Annotated in this window: 14 protein-coding genes; 4 read left to right on the top strand and 10 right to left on the bottom strand. The window is 41.2% G+C overall.

Annotation, left to right across the window (positions count from 1 at the left end; genetic code table 11):
* Positions 1–9 precede the first annotated feature (9 nt).
* The gene (locus ACIPK1_RS04880; RefSeq protein ID WP_005236722.1) at positions 10–846 is read left to right on the top strand and encodes an AraC family transcriptional regulator; all 837 of its coding nucleotides are present in this window, start codon (positions 10–12) and stop codon (positions 844–846) included.
* A 59-nt stretch (positions 847–905) separates the two neighbouring features.
* On the opposite strand, the gene mgtE is transcribed toward ACIPK1_RS04880, so the two are convergent.
* Genes mgtE through ACIPK1_RS04860 form a run of 4 tightly spaced genes read right to left on the bottom strand, consistent with a single transcriptional unit; the run spans position 906 to position 4663 of the window.
* A complete protein-coding gene (gene mgtE, locus ACIPK1_RS04875) occupies positions 906–2270 on the bottom strand; it encodes a magnesium transporter (RefSeq protein WP_005229714.1) in 1365 nt (454 codons plus the stop codon).
* A 17-nt stretch (positions 2271–2287) separates the two neighbouring features.
* The gene (locus tag ACIPK1_RS04870; protein ID WP_034872214.1) at positions 2288–3187 is read right to left on the bottom strand and encodes an RluA family pseudouridine synthase; all 900 of its coding nucleotides are present in this window, start codon (positions 3185–3187) and stop codon (positions 2288–2290) included.
* 4 nt (positions 3188–3191) lie between these two features.
* The gene (locus tag ACIPK1_RS04865; RefSeq protein WP_301280263.1) at positions 3192–3989 is read right to left on the bottom strand and encodes an NAD kinase; all 798 of its coding nucleotides are present in this window, start codon (positions 3987–3989) and stop codon (positions 3192–3194) included.
* 5 nt (positions 3990–3994) lie between these two features.
* A complete protein-coding gene (locus tag ACIPK1_RS04860) occupies positions 3995–4663 on the bottom strand; it encodes a GTP pyrophosphokinase family protein (protein ID WP_005236729.1) in 669 nt (222 codons plus the stop codon).
* 196 nt (positions 4664–4859) lie between these two features.
* Here ACIPK1_RS04860 and ACIPK1_RS04855 point away from each other — a divergent pair, with 196 nt between their 5' ends.
* Together ACIPK1_RS04855 and ACIPK1_RS04850 are read left to right on the top strand one after the other, a co-directional pair.
* Complete coding sequence (locus ACIPK1_RS04855; RefSeq protein WP_005236734.1) at positions 4860–5438, top strand: CYTH domain-containing protein; 579 nt, start codon at positions 4860–4862, stop codon at positions 5436–5438.
* Positions 5439–5543: 105 nt separating this feature from the next.
* Positions 5544–6200: a DsbA family protein gene (locus ACIPK1_RS04850; RefSeq protein ID WP_034878650.1), complete on the top strand. Its 657-nt coding sequence runs from the start codon at positions 5544–5546 to the stop codon at positions 6198–6200.
* 136 nt (positions 6201–6336) lie between these two features.
* Here the strand turns inward: ACIPK1_RS04850 and pepF are convergent, their stop codons facing one another.
* From pepF to ACIPK1_RS04825, 5 genes are all read right to left on the bottom strand, one after another.
* The gene (gene pepF, locus ACIPK1_RS04845; RefSeq protein ID WP_400450048.1) at positions 6337–8154 is read right to left on the bottom strand and encodes an oligoendopeptidase F; all 1818 of its coding nucleotides are present in this window, start codon (positions 8152–8154) and stop codon (positions 6337–6339) included.
* Between the two features lie 60 nt (positions 8155–8214).
* Positions 8215–9213: a competence protein CoiA gene (locus ACIPK1_RS04840; protein WP_400450046.1), complete on the bottom strand. Its 999-nt coding sequence runs from the start codon at positions 9211–9213 to the stop codon at positions 8215–8217.
* 101 nt (positions 9214–9314) lie between these two features.
* The gene (locus tag ACIPK1_RS04835; RefSeq protein ID WP_400450045.1) at positions 9315–9965 is read right to left on the bottom strand and encodes an adaptor protein MecA; all 651 of its coding nucleotides are present in this window, start codon (positions 9963–9965) and stop codon (positions 9315–9317) included.
* Positions 9966–10117: 152 nt separating this feature from the next.
* Complete coding sequence (gene spxA / locus ACIPK1_RS04830; RefSeq protein WP_003127030.1) at positions 10118–10516, bottom strand: transcriptional regulator SpxA; 399 nt, start codon at positions 10514–10516, stop codon at positions 10118–10120.
* Positions 10517–11221: 705 nt separating this feature from the next.
* Complete coding sequence (locus tag ACIPK1_RS04825; protein WP_400450042.1) at positions 11222–12958, bottom strand: ABC transporter ATP-binding protein; 1737 nt, start codon at positions 12956–12958, stop codon at positions 11222–11224.
* A 244-nt stretch (positions 12959–13202) separates the two neighbouring features.
* Between ACIPK1_RS04825 and ACIPK1_RS04820 the strand changes: the two genes are divergently transcribed.
* The gene (locus ACIPK1_RS04820) at positions 13203–13937 is read left to right on the top strand and encodes an HAD family hydrolase (RefSeq protein WP_034878652.1); all 735 of its coding nucleotides are present in this window, start codon (positions 13203–13205) and stop codon (positions 13935–13937) included.
* A gap of 47 nt (positions 13938–13984) precedes the next feature.
* On the opposite strand, the gene ACIPK1_RS04815 is transcribed toward ACIPK1_RS04820, so the two are convergent.
* The gene (locus ACIPK1_RS04815) at positions 13985–17149 is read right to left on the bottom strand and encodes an SNF2 helicase associated domain-containing protein (protein ID WP_400450040.1); all 3165 of its coding nucleotides are present in this window, start codon (positions 17147–17149) and stop codon (positions 13985–13987) included.
* Positions 17150–17156: the final 7 nt, after the last annotated feature.

Below are 17156 nucleotides of genomic sequence, written 5' to 3'. Positions count from 1 at the left end.
GAATCAGCCATGAATTTAGTTAACCCTCGGACCTTCAATCCCGAAATCATCTATCTCTTTGACCCATGGACGCAAGCAGAAAGTCATGGAGAAATGCATCATCATGACTTTTTAGAAATCAGCGTCTTGTTAGAAGGAGAAAGTACGTATTATTTTGAAAAAGAACCAGCGAAGAAAATTCGTGCTGGCAGTGTCATGCTTTTTAATCCTGGTGTCGACCACTGCGAATTACAGCCTAAAGGCACTCGCTCCCACCAGTTGCATATTGGACTGAAGAATATTTCCTTGGAAGGATTCAAGCGAAATTTTTTCCCCAACAAACACCCATTGTTAGAATTAGGCAAATACCATCATCAAGTTTTGGAAAAAGCGTGGCAGTTGGTGCGAGAAAGCAGTGAAGAGCGGGATGAGTTTCAGTTGATGCAAAAAGCTGTCTTGATGGAGATGCTCGTCTATATTTTACGCGGACTAAATGAAGACCACATCAATGTCGTTCCTTACCTTTCCAAAAGCCAAAGAAGACAACAACAAATCGTCAACTATACCGTCTATTATTTGGAAAATCATTATAAAGAAGAAATCACCTTGGAAAAACTGGCACAAGATCAATTTCTCAGTCCAACGTACCTTTCCAAGATTTTTAAAGAAGCGACAGGGGTCAGCCCCATTAACTATTTGATAGAAATCCGCCTAAAACGTGCCAAAGACATGCTAAAAAATGACAACCTCACGATCAAGGAAGTCGCCTCTGCAGTTGGCTATCAAGATGCCTATCACTTTAGCAAGTCTTTTAAAAAACTTTATGGCGTCTCTCCTTCTGGGGTGTTGCCAAAACCAAAAAATTAAAAAGCAAGCCAATGATTCTTCACTCGAAGAAAAATCATCGGCTTGCTTTTATTTTTTATTCATTGAATAAAATAGTTCATAAAAAGACTGGCAATATTGAAATAGATCAAAACACTGGTCAAATCACTGAGGGTCGTAATAAACGGACCGCTCGCCACTGCCGGATCAAACCCAAGCTTATCCATTAGCATCGGAATCAAACTTCCCGCTAAGTTGGCTACTGTGATGGCACACATCATAGCCATCCCGATCACAAACCCTAGAATCGGATTTTGTTTCCAGACAGCCACAATAGCAAAAATCGTCAATCCGGTAATAGCTCCTGTGAAAAGTCCTGTAAGCACCTCACCGACCACTGTTTTCATAAAGCTATTTTCTTTATCATCATTGATCGCCAAGCGGCGTACGGCTACCGCTAAAGATTGGGTACCGGCATTGCCGGCAGTTCCGGTGATCAGTGAGATAAAGACGGCGAGAATACTTGCTTCACTAACTAACTCTTCATAATGGCTGATTAAACTGGCGGTTGCCATTCCGAGAAAGAGTAAGGTGATGAGCCAAGGTAACCTTCTCGAAGAAGCTTTGATCGGGTTTTCACTGACTTCTTCTACATTGACCCCTGCCAAACCCGAGTAATCACTGGCTGCTTCATCATCGATAACGTCGATGATATCATCGACGGTCACGATCCCTAATAGGTGATCGTCATAATCGGTGACTGGCAATGCGAGAAAGTCATAATCCCGGAAGGTCTGAGCGACATCCTCTTGGTCATCTCCAACATGAACCGACATCACCCGCTCGTTCAAAATATCAGCAATCATGGTATCTTCATCATTGATGATCAAGTCTCTTAAAGAAATAACGCCCACAAGTTTGTTGTCGGTATCCACGACGTAAATATAATAAATCGTCTCAGCAACATCTGCGGCATTTTTTAAGACATACATCGCTGAACGAACCGTTTGGTTGGCAACAATGGAAACAAACTCGGTTGTCATCAATGATCCAGCTGTTTCATCTTCATAATGCAATAGTTCTTTGATCTCGCTAGCGGCTTCAGCAGTCATCAGACTCAAATATTTGGCCGTTTGTTTCTTGTCCAATGTATTCAGTAGATCGACAGCATTATCGGTATACATCTCTGCTAACATCGTTGCAGCATATGCCGGCCGCATTTCTGAAAGATAGTCCACCATGTTTTCATCGTCTTCTTCAATGACGTCAAACATGTCTGCCAATTCTTTCGGCGATAGATACGTATAGACGATTTGTCGATCGTCTGCTTCTAGAGATTGGTAGAATTGACCCTGCTCGTAGATATGCAGATCCAAGAATGCCTCACGAAATCCCTGGATATCATTGTCTTTTAGTGCTTGATTCAGTTGATCAAATCGTTCGGTTAATTCTTGATTTTCATCCAATCTCTTCACCTCATTTGTTATTGCTTATCGATAGCTGAACAAACAGCGGCCATGTCTGCAGGTAAAGGCAGTTCAAAAGCCAACGGTTCATTCGTAAAGGGATGCTGGAATTGCAGCTGACAGCAATGAAGTGCCTGTCGTCTGATCCCAAAAGCCATTGGTCCCCCATACATCTCGTCTCCTAGTAAGGGACAACCGATTGCAGAAAAATGGACCCTTATTTGATGTGTCCGGCCTGTGTGTAGTTGAATGTCGACTAATGCGCAATCTGAATTGCGCTGTTTTAGCCAATACTCCGTACGTGCCTCTTTTCCTTCTTCACTGACCTTGCGTTTCAAAAGCGAGGTCAGGTCCCTAGCGATAGGCAAATCGATCTCGCTATGGGCGGATAATGCGGAAAGATCTCCCGCAACGAGGGCTTGATATTTTTTAACAACTTGCTTCTTCCGTAACTGGCTATCCAGCTTCGCATGGGCAAAGCCGTGTTTTGCAAAAAGCATCAATCCTGATGTGTCACGGTCTAAGCGAGTCACTACATGGATCACTTGATCTTCATAGTGTTGCGCTTGATAGTAAGCCTTGACTCGATTGGCCATCGTGCCAGTCGGATGATATTGCGCAGGAATCGATGAGATGCCAGCCGGCTTATTCACGATTAACAGATGGGCATCTTCATACACAATCTCAATAGGTGTCGGATCAGCCAGCATCGTTTCATGTTCCCCTTCAGGAGGAATTACAATAGTTACCCTATCATTTTGCGCCAAAGAAAACAAGACGTTTTGCTCGTGGTCGTTCACAAATATCTTTCCGCCTTGAAATTTTATTTTCGCTAGCAGACCTTTGGATACTCCTTGTTCCTTCAAAAAATATTTGACTTGCTGCCCTTGTCCGGTATATTGATACGTAAATTCCATGAGTTTATTCTTCTCCAATAAAGGAATCTTTGACACGATTCCAAAAATGCATATGCCGATAAGACGCAAAATGAATCCGTTCATCGGCAATCCGGTAATAGATTGCGTCGATTTCTTCTTGCTCGATGGTAAATTGATCAATCGTCACTAAATAGTCGGTACTTTGTTGCAGTTGCACTTTGACCCACTCGTGATGACCCACGACGATCGGTGATCCAAGTGTCCGAAAGACGCGATTGTTCAAAGAAGCAATCTCTGCTAATTGAAACGCATTGATACTTGGGTGCAATACTGCCCCACCAACACTTTTGTTATAGGCAGTTGAGCCGGTTGGCGTTGAGATCGAGAGGCCATCCCCGCGAAACTTTTCAAAGAGGTCTTCTTTAATAGAAATATCGGCAACCATGGTGCGATTGCCGCGTTTGATCGTTGATTCGTTCAATGCCAGGAAATGCTTGTCTGGTTTACCATTTGCATAAGTGATTCGGACATCCAATAAAGGATAACTGACACTCTTTTGATGGTCATTGCATAAAGACTCTACCAATTCATCCAATTCATAGTCACGCCAATCTGTATAAAAGCCGAGGTGTCCCGTATGGACCCCTAAAAATTGTACTTGGTCTAACTTATGGTTGAACAAGTGAAAAGCAGAAAGAAGCGTACCATCTCCACCAACAGAGATCACTAATTCAGGGTTCTCTTGATCGATCTTGTTTTCAGACTGCTCCAGGAGGACAGTTAAACGCTTCGTCACTTCTACTGACTTGCTTTCTTGATTATGGACGATTGCCACGCGGATGCCTTTCATTCTGATTCCTCCTTCGGCAACTTGGGCGTGTCATGTCCGCCGCGTTTGCCTTTCCCATGAGAAAACAACCGCTGTGCCTCTTGGATCTCTTCACGAATATTAGACATCTCTTCATCTAGCTGGTAGGCTGCTTCTGCCGAACGTCGTAGTCGCTCGCTAATTTCATCGGGAAATTCCCCTTGGTATTTGTAGTTCAATGAATGTTCAATCGTTGCCCAAAAGTTCATCGCCAGTGTACGAATTTGTACCTCTGCTAAGATAATTTTTTCTCCATCGATCAATTGAACTGGATACTCGATCACCAGATGATACGAGCGGTAACCACTGACTTTTTTATTGGTAATATAGTCACGTTCAATAATGACTTTCATGTCTTTACGTGTCCGCAACAGTTCAACGACTTGGTGAATGTCTTCCACAAACTGACACATGATTCGCAAACCGGCGATGTCAGACATTTCTTCTTCAAGACGATCCAGTGCGATTCCTCGTAATTTGCTTTTTGTTAAAATGCTATCTACTGGCTTGACACGCCCCGTGACAAATTCAATGGGAACATGTTTGTTTTGTTCCCGATATTGTTTTCTTATGCCTCTTAATTTTACTTTTAATTCTGAAACCGCCTGTTCATAAGGCGCTAAGAATTCTTCCCAATCTCGAATCATTCTTCTCCCTCGATTCTGTTCATAACATACCTCTTATTCTACCATACTCTTGGAATAAAACTGAATGGACAGAAGTGCAGAAGCAAAAGATTTTTTTGTCTGCCCCAATCGTTTCCGCTTTTCTTTGTTTAGTTTCTTTGACGGAATAGCTGAAACAGCGTACACTATGTTTGCAATAGAAAGAGAGTGAAAATCATTGGTCGAACAAGTAGAGATTGAATATAAAACAATGTTGACGGAAAAAGAATACCACCAGTTGCTTGCTTATTACAAATTGTCAGAAAAAGCCTTCAAGACGCAAACCAATTATTACTTTGATACGCAAGACTATAAACTGCGAGAAAAGCATTTTGGCTTACGCATTCGCACAACTTCTACCAATGCAGAATTAACGCTAAAGACCCCCATTGAACACGGTCTGTTAGAAACGACTGATCCTTTGACAATCGAAACCGCAGCGTCATTGATCGCGTCAGAAAAAATTTTAAAAACAGGTGTGGTTGCTCAACGCTTAAAAGCAGCGAATATCGAACCTGATTCATTACACATGATCGCAGCATTAAAAACGAAACGGGCGGAATTTCCGATCAATGAAGGATTACTTGCTTTGGATGAAAGCTGGTATGGTCAACAGCATGATTATGAGTTAGAGCTAGAAGTCAGTGAGCCAATTCAAGGAAAACTTGCCTTTCAATCGTTATTGCATTCTTTTGGTGTTCCTTACCGACCAGCAAAAAACAAGATCATTCGAGCCGTTGAAGAAAAATCATTGTAGGATGCCCTTTTGCTTACTTTTTTCGCGTTTTTTTGCTATATTTAATAAAACATACTTATTTTGTTTTTCAAGTTACTCAAGAATCTTAATTGGGGAGAGATTCAAATGATCGAACTTTTTTTATTTATTAATCCGATTGGGCCTATTTGTTATGATATCGAAAAAGAGATTCTCAACAAATTAAACACGAGCCGCAAAAAAATCCATTTGCAGATCCTGCCTTTCGTTAACTTGTTTTCCGTAGGTGTTTCAATGGACTATTTGTCCATGAATAAGGCGGATTTGGTCTTGCGAAATGAACAGACCAACCAAATCTATGCTGCGTCATTGGATTATAAAGCAGCCCAGTTGCAAGGAAAAAAAATTGCTCGGGATTTCTTATTGAAATTGCAACAACGGATAGGGATCGAAAACCAGGAATATTGTGACACTTTAGTGAAAGATCTATTTTCAGAAACGAATGGTGATTTAGAGATGTTCCTAGAAGATCGTACATCTGAGTTAGTGAAAAAGAACTTTGCCACCGATCAGAGGGTAGCGAAAGACATGGGCATCACGATCACACCTTCTGCTGTGGTGTATGATTTTTCAAGTGAAGAAGAATATGGGGTCCTTTTAGAAGGATCAGAGGAACTGAGAAGTCTTCCTCTCGTCTGTGGTACAGCAACAGAACTCGATACATTTATGCAAAAAGCTCAGTCTTTGAAAGCACCAAAACTTTCCACTATTCATGAAATTGATCGAGGGTTGATTCTTTTATGAAACCCTATTCAATAGCGACGCTGCGCAGCGAGCCAAACGATGATCTTGTGTTTGGCTCGCTGCGCAGCGTTTTTCATTGCGGGAGGAACAAAAAAAACAAACCAATCCTTTTCGGACTGGTTTGTACTCTTTTCAATTATGCTTCGATTTCTTTTACGAGTTCTTCCAATTCATTCAAGCGTTGCTCAAATACTTTCATTGCATCTTCAATATAATCTGCTTTCGTCATATCTACGCCTGCTTTTTTCATGACTTCGATTGGATAATCACTACGTCCGGCTTTCAAATAGTTCAAATAGTTAGTTAAGGCATCAGGTTCGCCAACTAAGATTTTCTTCGCCAAAGCAGAAGCTGCCGAAAAACCAGTTGAATATTGATAAACATAGTAATTGTAATAGAAATGCGGAATGCGTGACCACTCAAGACGAATCTCCGGATCTTTTTCAACTGATGGTCCGTAGTATTTTGCATTTAACTCGGCATAGTTCTCGCTTAAGAATTCACTGGTCAACGGCGTTCCTTTCGCATCTTCCACGTGCATGAAGTGTTCAAACTCGGCAAATTGCGTTTGACGGAAAATCGTTCCTTTGAATCCATCAAGAAAATGATTCAAGACATAGGCTTTGACCCGCGGATCAGTCTCAGTCTGAAGCATGTATTCCGTTAAAATATTTTCATTCGTGGTTGAAGCGATTTCTGCTAAGAAGATCGAGTAATCCCCATAGGCATAAGGCTGGTTACTCCGTGTGAAGTAACTATGCACACTGTGTCCCATTTCATGAACGAGGGTAAAGAGTTGATCCAATCGATCATTCCAGTTCATTAAGATATAAGGCAGTGTGTCATAAGCACCTGAAGAATAGGCACCACTGCGTTTGCCTTTGTTTTCAACGACATCGATCCACCGATTGCTGAAGGCTTCTTCAACTACAGCTAGATACTCTTCCCCTAATGGTTTTAACGCTTCTTTCGCTTTTTCGACTGCTTCTTCATAGGTATAGCGAATCGGTGCTTCCCCTAAAATCGGCGTGTACACATCATACATATGAAGCGTGTCGACAGCCAACAGGCGTTTTCTTAATGCCATATATCGGTGTAATAATGGCAAATGCTGATTAACGACGTCCACTAAGGTATCATAGACACTTTCAGGAATATGATTGGCACTCAAAGCGGCTTGGCGTGCCGAGTCGTATTTACGGGCTTTGGCTTTAAAGTTATGGGCTTTGATATTCGTACTTAAGGTTTGGGCAAAGGTATTGCGGAATTGTTCATAGACGCCATAGAGACCTTTAAAGGCCGCTTCCCGAACAGACCGATCCGTGCTTTCCATCAACTCACCGTATACACCATGAGATAGCTGTACTTTTTCCCCGTTTTCGTCTTCAACTACTGGAAAATCCAAATCAGCATTGTTTAAAACAGAAAAAATGTTGCCGGATGCTCCAAAAATTTCGCCTGCTCCGGCCAATAGCGCTTCTTGATCGGCAGGCAAAACATGGGGCCGCTCGTTAATAGTTTTTTCGATCATATGACGATAAACAGCTAGTTTCGGTTCTTGATCGAAATAGCCCCAAATCGTTTCATCGGACATCGTCAATAATTCGGGATCAAACCAAGCAACGGCTTCACTTACTTGCGCAACTAAACTGCTGGCTTTCGCATATAAGCCTTGATAAGTCGTATTAGCGGTATCTTGATCATTTTTTAAATGACTGTAAACATACAGTTTCTCTAAACGGCGAGAAAGATCTAAGACAAATTCTAAAGCGGATAGGAAGGCTTGTGGCCCATCTGCTAAAGTGCCTTGGTAACTGCTAGCTTCTTTGAGCTGTGCTTGGATTTCTTGAAATTCTATGTCAAAAGCCGCATCATCGGCATAGATTTTCGTTAAGTCCCACGTTTTTTCGACTGGAATCGATTCACGTGCTGGTAATTGTTTTGTTTCTGACATTCCCTTCACTCCTTGTTCATTGGTTAAAAATATCTTATCACACTTTTCAACGAAACCAAATCATTGACTTGAAAAAGAAACCGAATTTTCTAAATATTGGCATTCTTGAAAGATTTCTCTCAATATTTCTCTTTGATCAAGCAAAGGAAAGCACCATTGCCAATGCAGCTTCCTCAACTGAATCAACCACTGTTCAAAACTAATGGGACATTCACTTAAATAGAGAAAGCGAAAAATCAGTATGTGGTGTTCAAATAAAAAGCCAAACCGACTTTCACAATAGCACCAAAGAGGCAACTGTGAGACATTCCCATTCAACGGGTATACTATTTCTTGAATCTCTCTGATTTTAGGCAGTCTGTTTCGCAGTTTTCGAATCACCCACAAACGATAATCGACCGCTACCCATTCAATAGAATGGTGGGTATCTGATTCATCTGCTTCGTACAAAGGTCGAAGTGTCTCTTTCTTGTAAGGCTCCCCTTTTTGTATAGCGCTTCGTCGACTGATTACCCCTTCTTGATAGTGCCATTTGATTTGGTGCAGCCGCACCAATGCCTGATTTCGCGTATCAATGAGCCACAAGCAAAAGCCAGTAGACGGATAAGTACAGCAAGCTTTTGCCAAAAGCGACCATTGGCGTTTCGGATACATTTTGGTCCCTAGGATCCACCAAGGCTGATAACCATTTGCTAAATAAGTGCTGGTTCGTTCCAGAAATCGTGAAAACTTGAGTGAAGAACACTGGACTTCAACGGCAATATTTTTGTAACAGAGATCAGGTCGCTGCTGAAGTTGCGGCAAGTAGGCTTCAAGTTCAATATCCATCTCTTGATACCATTCAAACAAAAGTTGTTTTGCTTCCAAGTGCTCCTTCGTCTCCCCTTCACTGTATGTCTGACAATCAGTGGTGGCTTGATGGGCAAAGTGGGATTGTCGCTTAAGTCCTTGCCTCAAAATCACTTCTTTCTGACAGCCTGGGCAATAAAAAGGGCCCGAGGATTTCTTTGCCCCTTTCGCTAGGATGACTTCTTTTCTTTGGTTCAACGCTTTCAACATCTGGCTCACCTCAATAAGAGGTACGCCAGATTCGTCAAACACAATTAAAAAAAGCCAAAAACATTGTCAAAATGTCCTTGGCTGGAAATGAATTTCATTCATTAATCATTCTTGAAGTAGAAACGAGTCAATTCAAGTGCATCGTTTTCCATGATCAACTGACCATATTCAGATAAAACCTCTGGCGTCACTGATGTCCGTTGGGCAAATTCCATCAAATAAGAAAGTGCATTTTCCACTTCAATATCAGTAACCTCTGCATCCATGAATCGAATTTCAATATAATAATGGTTACCCATTTGGTAAAGATTGGTTGCAACGGAATCCAAATATACTTCGGATGCCAATTGAATCATATCTTCGAATCGCAACAACTCGAATACAAAACGATTGCCGATTTCTTCTGCTTGCTCTGACTCTTGTAATTGAGCCGCCACATGTTTTTTCAACATATCGGTAATGTCTTCATTCGCTTCATCGTTCATCTCATCAAAATTTTCCATTCCTTCTGGTGGAAGATTTTTGCTAATAAACAATTCTAACCCATCGCCTTTAGGCAAGACTTGGAAAGTTACAGCTTCACTGCCTTTAAATTCTTCGTCAATATCAACTTCTTCAAGAATACTGTAAAAGAAGTTTTCAATTTCATTGTGATTTCCTAGAAGGTCAAGAAAAGTGATGCCTCTCGCAGCTAAGTCTTCACTTTTGATCAATACACGAATGGTGTTCTCATTGATATGTTCCATTTCCATATTAGCTACACCTCACTTTTGCTACTCACTATAGGTTCATTGTATCGAAACCTGATAAAAAGTAAAGAGAAAACGAATATCCTCTTAAGAAAAACGTAAAAACTCAAAAAAAGACTCACTTTCTACGAGAAAGCGAGTCGATGAAGTCAAATTTATAAGCCTGCCATTAATTGCGCTTGTCTTAGTTCCAGTTGGCGAACATCCCTAGGTAAGAACCGACGAATTTCATCTTCGTTAAACCCAACTTGCAATCGTTTTTCATCGATCATAATTGGCCGACGCAATAATCCTGGATTTTCTTGAACAAGTGTCAATAAATCTTTTAGGGGCAGGTCATCTAGATCCATATTCAACTTTTGGAATACTTTGGATCTGGTGGAAATAATTTCTTCTGTGCCATCTTCTGTCATTTGTAGAATTGCCTTAAGCTCAGAAATATTTAACGGTTCTGAAAAAATATTTCTTTCAACAAAAGGGATTTCGTGCTCTTGTAACCACGCACGAGCTTTGCGACAAGATGTGCAACTTGGGGAAGTGTATAGTGTCAACAACGTGCATCTCTCCTTTTTAATTTTCAATCAAGCAAGTCCTGTTCCCTCGCTTGATTTCAATTATACAGGTTTAACTAAAAAAAATCTAGTCTAAATCTCATATTTTTTAATAAAACTCGAAAGTTATATTAAAAGCGAAACCTTTTAGGCAAAAGGTTTCACTCAAAAAGTTTATTTTTAAATGAGAAAAATCAAATTTTTTTTTAATATTACTTCTTTTATACAACAGTGTGTCAAAGGTGTATCAAAAAGATGTCAGAATATTAAAATACTCTTTTAGTTGAATCCCGCGTTTTTTAATTTCCCCTCTGTAATTACATGTATAATCAAAAAAATGGAGAAAAAAACCAAGTCCATGGCTCAATCGTTTTCAAAGGAAAAATTTCACGATCCCTTGTTGCCTTGGAAACGACAGGGCTACAATAAAAATATATGTTATTTTTTCCAGAGAAGATTCTCAACCAATGTCTTCATTCTTGATTCCATTGTATCACATTCCTTTTTAATCAGAAAACCATACAAGCATTTCTGTCATAATCGACAATAAAACAGTAGGAGAAATGAATATCTGCTTATAAATGAAAAGGGTTTCTCACAAAAATTTAGTGAAAAACGATCAACCTAAGAAACCCGTCTTTTATGCTTTTTCCTGACAAAGTATAAAAAGACTAGTGTTTTCTTGGATTGATCGTTCATTTCTTTCTTCTAAGGGAGAGAAGGTTCTCCATCACGAGCGAATTGCGCATCATGCAATGCGCGATAATGTCCCTTTTTCGCCATCAAATCTTCATGGGTCCCCTCTTCTAAGATGCCTTTATCACTAACGACAATGATGCGTGTCGCATGTTTGATCGTTGCGAGGCGATGGGCAATGATCAAGGTTGTACGGCCATCTGCCAAAGAATTCAATGACTCTTGAATCACTTGCTCGGTTTCCGTATCCAACGCTGATGTTGCTTCATCCAATATCAAAATCGGCGGGTTTTTTAAGAACATCCGAGCAATCGCTACCCGCTGCTTTTGACCACCGGATAATTTGACTCCTCGTTCACCGATGACCGTATCTAACCCATCCGTCATTTGATCGATGACCTTTTCTAAGTGTGCTAATTTGACTGCCTTTAAAATCTCTTCTTCTGTTGCATCAAGTTTGCCATAAGCAATATTTTCTCGAATCGTTCCCGGGAAAAGAAAGACATCTTGCTGCACAGTCCCAATCTGCTGACGTAAAGAAGCCAGGGTCATCTCCTGAATATTGATGCCGTCAATCGTAATGGCGCCTTCAGTGACTTCATAAAAACGCGGCAACAAGTTGCATAACGTGGTTTTCCCTGAGCCACTTTGCCCGACGAAGGCGATCGTCTCGCCAGCTTTGATCGATAAATCGATGTGATTCAAGACTTTCGTCGCATCCGCATAGGAAAAAGAAACATCTTGGTAGACGATATCCCCTTTTAATGATTGAACAACCCGTGCCCCTGGTTTGTCTTTGATCGTCGGTTCTTTATCCAATTCTTCGGTCAATCGTTTGAAGCCAGCGATGCCTTTCGGATAGCTTTCAATCATCGTATTGACCTTCTCAATTGGTCTAACAAAGACATTCGATAATAAAATAAACCCAACAAACTGGCCATTCGTCAGTTCACCACGAATCACGTAGTAAGCACCAAAAATCAGAGCAAACAAGTTGATCAAGCGAATCAGAAAGTAATTATACGCTGAACTGATCGCCATTACCTTATAAAAAAGGATCTTCGATTGCCGATAGATTTCGCTCAATCCATCAAAGCGTTTATGTTCGAACGTTTCATTAGCAAACGATTGGGTCACTCGAATGCCGCTAACAGATGCTTCCACTCCGGCGTTGAACTCACCGAGGTTGTCATAGATCTGTGTATTGACTTTGGTCATTTTCTTATTGAAAAAAACCAAGGCAATCGTAATCAATGGAATCAACGCAAATGTCGCTATCGCTAATTGAACGTGCATATTCAACATCAATAGGAATGCCCCCACCAAAGTCATGATGGTAATAAAAACATCTTCTGGCCCATGGTGAGCGACTTCAGAGATTTCAAAGAGATCCGTGGTCAAGCGACTGATCAGCTTGCCGGTCTTTTGATTGTCATAATATTCAAAAGATTGGGTCTGCAGATGTCGAAACAGTTCTTGACGCATATCTGTCTCAATATTGACCCCAAGTTTATGACCATAAAAAACCACGATATATTGCAACACAGTATTGATCACATAAAACAAGAACAAGCCTAAGCAAGCCAATAGTATCAAGCGAAAGTTGTTCTGGGGCATGATCTTATCGATTACTTGGTTGACGGCAACGGGAAAGGCCAGTTCTAATAAACCAGCAAATACCGCACAAGTAAAATCTAGCATAAATAGTGACCGATACGGTCGATAATAACGAAAAAACCTTTTTAACACATTTCCCCCTCCTCAATAGCTTTCATTATAAGCAACTCTTTGAAGAAATGCAAAATGAGAAACATGTGAAAATGGGTAAAATTCACTATAATTTTGAAAACCTATCAAGACGCGGATTTCTAAAAACAGTAAATAAAACCTTTATTTCACAAGGCTTTCCCTCTTTTTTTTAGAGTCATAATGGCTTATGATTGATTCGAAAACAAACTGAAAATTTTCACTAACTCTGAAAGGCGTGTCTCTTTTGATCACTAGTATTCTTTTTGATGTCGATGATACCTTATATGACCAGCAACAACCATTTCGTAATGCCATAACCTCATGCTTTCCACAAATTGCCCGCAAGGACCTAACCGCTCTTTATTTGCGTTTTCGCGTACATAGCGATGAACAGTTTGGAAGGGTATTGGCGAATGAATGGACGCTGGAGCATTTTCGTTATTACCGGCTGACTCATTCTCTAACGGACTTAGGTTATTTCCCTATTACTATGGAAGAAAGCTGCCAGTTTCAGCTGTGCTATGAACAAGAACTAGATGCTATCACGCTACATCCAGAAGTTGAGTCAACCTTGAGTTATTTGTCCAAATTGCCAATCAAATTAGGAATTATTACTAACGGTCCCACCGACCACCAACAAAAGAAGTTGAATCAGTTGCAACTGACTCGATGGATCAAACCAGAGCATATGATCATTTCACAAGCAACCGGTTATCAGAAACCAGAGCTAGAAATTTTCCAATTGGCAGAAACCGCCTTTGCTCTTGATCCAGAAACAACACTGTACGTAGGTGACAACTTTGATAATGATGTAGTGGGCTGCAAAAAAGCCGGTTGGCAAGCCTTGTGGTTCAATCATCGTCTTCGTCAGGCGCCTAATGGATTGGAAGATTTGCCCGATGTGTCGATCACTGCTTTCTCGCAGCTCCAAGAAAGTATTGACGCCCTCTTGCAGCTTCCTGCATACGCCTATAACTAAAAAACATGGACCTTCGCTTCAAGCGGGTCCATGTTTTTTTTGAATGCTTAATGTTCTTCGCCGATACTCAAAATTAAGCGAATATCTTCTTCGGTCATTTGTTGAAGCTGGGTTTCATTGCCTTGAATCACTTTTTGGAAAAGCTCACGTTTTTCTTGTTGCAATGCATCCATTCGTTCTTCAATGGTTCCTTCGGCGATCATTCGCCAGACTTCGACTACATTTTTTTGACCGATCCGATGGGCTCGTCCAGCGGCTTGTTCTTCCACTGCCGGGTTCCACCATAAATCGTATAAAATCACTGTATCTGCACCAGTCAGATTTAGTCCAGTTCCTCCTGCTTTTAATGAGATCAAGAAGACATCTTTTTCGCCACTATTAAAAGCATTGACCATCGTCAAACGATCTTGCGGCGGTGTGCTGCCACGCAAATAGAAGGATTCAAACCCTTCCTGGGCTAATTCTTCTTCAATGATCGAAAGCATACTGGTGAACTGAGAAAATAGCAGGACACGACGGCCATTTTCTTTGGCTGCTAAGAGTAAATCTTTGACCTGTTCAAGTTTCCCAGAAGCCCCTTCGTAGTCCTCCACGAATAATCGAGGGTCACAGCAGATTTGCCGTAGACGAGTCAAGCCAGCCAAAATACTGATCCGATTTTTGCGGAAAGACGTAGAATCCATTTGCGCGATTTCTTCTCGCATTTGTCGCAAATACGCCAAATAAATTTTCTTTTGTTCCTCTGTTAGGACACTGTAATAATTTGTTTCCAGCTTTTGCGGCAAATCATGTAACACAGATTTTTTATCTCTTCGCAAAATGAAGGGTTTGATCATTTTTGCAATTTCTTGTGTAGACAGTTCCTTAAATTTCTGCTTGTTGGGGAAAAAGCCTGGCATAATCATTTGGAACAAGGACCACAATTCTTCTAAATTGTTCTCGATCGGTGTGCCACTGAGGGCGAACCGCTGCGGAACTTCCAAGGATCGCAATGCCTGTGCCGTTTTGGTCGCGCTGTTTTTGACCATCTGTGCTTCATCTAAAATCAAACACGATAGCTCTAGTGCTTGATAGGCATCAATGTCCTGACGCAAGCTTGCATAAGAAGTAATTCGGACGTCCGCTGATTGCGCCATCTGCGCTTCTCGCTCTTCTTTCGTTCCACTGATGACAGTCGCTGAAATTGAAGGTGCGAACCGTTTGATTTCTTGCTGCCAGTTGAATGTTAGACTGGCTGGCGCCACGATCAACGCATTCAATTTTTGATGCTCTTGTTTCTCAGAAAGCAAATAGCTAATCGTTTGGACGGTCTTCCCTAACCCCATTTCATCAGCAAGAATGCCGCCAAATTGATAATGGCTCAACATTTTTAGCCAACGAAAGCCAACTTCTTGGTACTGCCGCAACTCAGCATGCAAGTTGTCTGGCAACTGTGCCTCAAAGTTTTCTGGATGGATCAAATCTTTCGTCATTTGCTGAAAGCCTGTGCTAAAACTCGCTTGATCGGCAAACTGTTCTTGCAGTAATAGCCCTTGATTCAATGGGACTTGGATTGCCCCGTTTTTCGTATCTAACGAGAGCCGTAATTTTTTGAGGGCAGCACTTGCTTCTTGAAACTCTTCCGACTCCAGCGAAAGAACTTGACCATTTTCTGTGGTATAAAATTGCGCAGATTGCAACAGACTCCGCAAAACATCGTTGATCTCTGATTCTTGAATGCCGCTAACATCAAACTTGATATCCAACCAAGAACCATTCTCTTCAATCACAATTTCTGGTCGATGATGCTGGGCATCAAGGTAGAGTTCCCGCAGCTTCTTGCCGATCCGCACTTCCCCTAATTGTCTCAAGACCGGGATCTCTCTCGTAAAAAAGGTATAGAGTTGCTCGCCTAGTGGTAGATTTTTTTGCCAATTTTTGCTGCTGGCTTGATAGCCAAAGGTTTCAATAATGGCTTCGATCCGTGCTTCTTGTTGGAAATCACGTAAAATCTCTGGATGATTTTCTGGCATGTATTGATGTTTTTCATCACTTGAAAAAACGACTTCTCCATAAGTAAAATCAACTTGTAGATCTACTTGACCTTTGATTTTCCGCAAGGAGAAAACTGCTTTCAATTCAGATTCTTCGATGTCATTTTGAACCTCAGGAGCCACTTGGACACGCCCAATTTTTCGCAAATAAGGCAAAACTTTCATAAAGAGATTCGCCAGCTCTTCTTTTGGATAATCAATGATTGGCTGTTCAAAACGTTTAAACAGCTGCTGCATCGTGACATAGATCTCCTTTTGCTCGACAGTCAATTCATAAAATGTTCCGTCCAACAGCCCCCAGTTATAATAACTAAGTAAGTGGTCGAAGTCTTTTACGAACTGCAGCGGAAAATGATCCGCTTCTTTTGTAACTGAAAACGTCAATGGTTCCCCCGATTGGAAGTCTACTTGGCTGACCTTGGTTTCACCAATGGTGATTTGCGTGTAGACATCATTGAATTGCAATAGCAGTTCCTTGCCGAATTCAACGGGCAGCAGCAAGTATTTTTTGTCAAGTTTGCCATTGATTTGAATGCCCGCTTGCCCCATTAATTGTTGGGTTTGCGCGATTCCTGTCAATCGATTCAATAAAGCTCGATTTTTCTCATCAAAAGCATCCGCAGAAAGCAAAAAGGTCTGTTGCTTATTGGTCGCATAGTGCTTGTTCTCTTGATACATCTGTAAAAATTTATAAATGTTTTTGACGACATAGGTCCTGGCCGTGCCGCGATGCCCGACCTTCAAAGAGACCCCTAAAATATCCATCTCTTGGTGATAAGGATTTGTCGCAATCGTATCTACCCGAAATTCAATCTGTAATGGTTTACTCGCTTCCTTTTCGCTGTCTAAGCGAGCAAAACCATTGGAAAACATCTCTGAAGCAGAAAAGGCTTTTTTGATGGGGGTTTGTTCATTGATTTTCCGTGTTTTTCCTTGTTGGCGTAAATAGAGTTCGACGGCCACCGTATGTTTGCAATAATGATGTTCTTCCCAATAGGGACATTGGCAATAATCCACTTCTTTGGCAGTAGCATCCAAAGTAACTAAATATAATTCTGTTCCGAGTACTTCTGCATGCCACACATTTTTTTCTTTATCCGGGGTCACAGACAGGACACGGCCTTCATTAAGATACGTTCTCCCCCGCTCGATTACTTTTTCTGGAATACTCCACTTCATAAGAGCC

The organism is Enterococcus sp. NPDC086594 (assembly GCF_044746145.1).
Classification (GTDB): Bacteria; Bacillota; Bacilli; order Lactobacillales; family Enterococcaceae; genus Enterococcus_D; species Enterococcus_D entomosocium.
Note: the sequence above shows the minus strand (reverse complement) of the source record. Positions and strands in the feature narration are given on the sequence as shown.

What these genes read in the sequence shown, in the direction of transcription:
- ACIPK1_RS04880 (WP_005236722.1), top strand. Translation starts at nt 10, where the DNA reads ATGAATTTAGTTAACCCTCGGACCTTCAATCCCGAAATCATCTATCTC.
- ACIPK1_RS04870 (WP_034872214.1), bottom strand. Translation starts at nt 3,187, where the DNA reads ATGGAATTTACGTATCAATATACCGGACAAGGGCAGCAAGTCAAATAT.
- ACIPK1_RS04860 (WP_005236729.1), bottom strand. Translation starts at nt 4,663, where the DNA reads ATGATTCGAGATTGGGAAGAATTCTTAGCGCCTTATGAACAGGCGGTT.
- ACIPK1_RS04850 (WP_034878650.1), top strand. Translation starts at nt 5,544, where the DNA reads ATGATCGAACTTTTTTTATTTATTAATCCGATTGGGCCTATTTGTTAT.
- pepF (WP_400450048.1), bottom strand. Translation starts at nt 8,154, where the DNA reads ATGTCAGAAACAAAACAATTACCAGCACGTGAATCGATTCCAGTCGAA.
- ACIPK1_RS04840 (WP_400450046.1), bottom strand. Translation starts at nt 9,213, where the DNA reads ATGTTGAAAGCGTTGAACCAAAGAAAAGAAGTCATCCTAGCGAAAGGG.
- ACIPK1_RS04835 (WP_400450045.1), bottom strand. Translation starts at nt 9,965, where the DNA reads ATGGAAATGGAACATATCAATGAGAACACCATTCGTGTATTGATCAAA.
- ACIPK1_RS04815 (WP_400450040.1), bottom strand. Translation starts at nt 17,149, where the DNA reads ATGAAGTGGAGTATTCCAGAAAAAGTAATCGAGCGGGGGAGAACGTAT.